Source organism: Micrococcus sp. (assembly GCF_030523875.1).
In the GTDB taxonomy this organism is placed as follows: Bacteria; Actinomycetota; Actinomycetes; order Actinomycetales; family Micrococcaceae; genus Micrococcus.
Genome location: NZ_JAUNHR010000161.1, coordinates 1 through 1852, shown reverse-complemented (window position 1 = coordinate 1852; position 1852 = coordinate 1). Strand labels below are relative to the sequence as shown.

Below are 1852 nucleotides of genomic sequence, written 5' to 3'. Positions count from 1 at the left end.
CCTGCAGGTGGAGTCCCTCGAGGAGTTCTCTGGCGTGGTCGGGGGTGGTCATCGGCGGGTCCTCCGTCCGTGGGTGGGGCCGAACGGGCTGCGCTGTGCTGCCTGCCCGTAGCGGCGGGCGCGGTAGGTGCCGGGGCGGTCCGGTACGGGCTCGGTGAAGGTGTCCTCGACGGTGCGGGCGAACTCGACGGCCTGGGCGAGCGCCTCCCCGAGCCCGCGCATGCCAGCCTCCATCGCGGCCGGGGCCTGCCGCATGCTGTCGGTCAAGGCCGCGAAGTCCACCGGGACACGGACGGACTCGATGCGCGCGCTGAAGTGGAGCGGCGGCAAGGGCGCGAGGTGGCGTGTGCGGGCCTCGTAGCGTTCACCCTGGGCCAGCTCGACGGGGCCCTCGAGCTCCTGCCACGGCGCTTCGGGGTCATCGGCGCGCCGGATCAGCACCCGGCCAGCGGGGCGGTCGGTGTTCACTGGCGGCCCCCGTCCTGCATGGCCCGACCCGCACGGGCCGCGAGCGCAAGGCCGGCGCCGAGCGCGACGGTGAGTGCGAGGGCCGCGGTCCAGGCAAAGCGGGTGTCTCCGAACCAGATCCAGGCGAGGGCCAGGGCGAAGGCGGTGGAGAGTGCGATGAGCGCGACGGTACGGGCCATGGTGTGCTCTTTCTGCGTGTGGTGGTGCGTGCCGTAGGTGGCGGCGGCCGCGGTGATGGCGTGGTCCCGGTCGTGCTCGGAGGCGTTGACCCACCAGGTGGCGGGGGGCTCGTCCCAGCGGGGCGAGGGGATGATGAGCACGGCGGGCTGGTTGGAGGCCGTGGCAGCCGCGGCGGCGGCAGTCAGGCTGTGGGTGAGGGGGCTGGGGCGGCTCACGAGCACACCTCCTGGACGTCGGCGGGGTCGGTGAACGCCGCGGCGCGGAGCTCGGCCACGCGGGCCGTGGTGGCCGGCGTGGGCCGGGCGGGGCGCTGCACGATGTAGCGGGCCTCGGCGCGGGCCACGGCCATGGCCTCGGCCCACGAGGTGAACGGGCCGAGCTGCTCAGCGGGCTCGTCGTCCTCGTCCGGGCATGGCGCGTCCCACACGCGGACGTGCCAGGCTTTAGCCCCGGGTGCCGAGTCTCCCCACGCTCGCGACCGCCACACGATCGCGGATCTGGTCCAGGGACTCATTCCAGGCAGGTCCGTGTAGATGGGCAGGAGCGCGCGCTGGGCGGCGGCGTCGTCGTAGGCCGGGGTCTCGGCGAAGCGCCGGAGAGTGGCCTGCTCCCTCCAGGTGGCGTTCAGCTGCAGCGAATCGACGCTCCATGCCGGCGCGCCCGGCACGACCGGCCGCGCGGCGAGGTGCTTCTTGCTCAGGCGGTGCAGCTCGTCGTCGGTGAAGCGGGGCATCAGCGGGCACCCCCTTCGACGGGGCGGTACGTGGCCCGCCACTCGTGGGCGCCGTCGGCGGCCTGGACGAGCTGGTAGCGGACCGTCACGTCGTCGTGGGCCACGATGAACGCGATCAGCAGGGCAGGGTCCAGGACGAGGCTGATGCCCGGGACGTGCCAGGCGCCGTCCGCGCCGAGGTACGCCTCGGGGTAGAGGACGTAGTGGCCGCGGTCCATGAGGACGACGCCGGTGATGGACGCGCCGCGCGTGCACGGCAGGAACCGCTGCACCAGCGGGCGGCCGGCCGCCACCGGGGTGATCGGCTGGGCGGTCATGCCTGCACCTCCGTGGGCTCGACGGTGGCGGCCTCGGCCCAGAGCAACAGCCGCACGGCGAGCGCGCGTGCTGCGGTGCGGTCGAGGATCAGCTCCTTGGCTGGGTCGTTGGGCATGTAGGCGTCCTCGTGCGTGTCGCCGCGCATGATCTCCA

The 1852-nt window shown here is 73.9% G+C and carries 4 protein-coding genes; all 4 read right to left on the bottom strand.

Annotation, left to right across the window (positions count from 1 at the left end; genetic code table 11):
- Window positions 1-48: 48 nt before the first annotated feature.
- From Q4D18_RS11745 to Q4D18_RS11730, 4 genes are read right to left on the bottom strand one after another with little or no spacing between them, the layout of a single operon-like run.
- On the bottom strand, window positions 49-468 hold the full coding sequence (locus tag Q4D18_RS11745; protein ID WP_303128630.1) for a hypothetical protein: 420 nt from the start codon (window positions 466-468) through the stop codon (window positions 49-51).
- A complete protein-coding gene (locus tag Q4D18_RS11740; protein ID WP_303128628.1) occupies window positions 465-863 on the bottom strand; it encodes a hypothetical protein in 399 nt (132 codons plus the stop codon). Before Q4D18_RS11740 ends, Q4D18_RS11745 begins: the two co-directional genes overlap by 4 nt.
- On the bottom strand, window positions 860-1381 hold the full coding sequence (locus Q4D18_RS11735; protein ID WP_303128626.1) for a hypothetical protein: 522 nt from the start codon (window positions 1379-1381) through the stop codon (window positions 860-862). The genes Q4D18_RS11740 and Q4D18_RS11735 overlap by 4 nt, the downstream gene beginning before the upstream one ends.
- Complete coding sequence (locus Q4D18_RS11730; RefSeq protein ID WP_303128624.1) at window positions 1381-1698, bottom strand: hypothetical protein; 318 nt, start codon at window positions 1696-1698, stop codon at window positions 1381-1383. Before Q4D18_RS11730 ends, Q4D18_RS11735 begins: the two co-directional genes overlap by 1 nt.
- Window positions 1699-1852 lie beyond the last annotated feature (154 nt).

What these genes read in the sequence shown, in the direction of transcription:
- Q4D18_RS11735 (WP_303128626.1), bottom strand. Translation starts at nt 1,381, where the DNA reads ATGCCCCGCTTCACCGACGACGAGCTGCACCGCCTGAGCAAGAAGCAC.
- Q4D18_RS11730 (WP_303128624.1), bottom strand. Translation starts at nt 1,698, where the DNA reads ATGACCGCCCAGCCGATCACCCCGGTGGCGGCCGGCCGCCCGCTGGTG.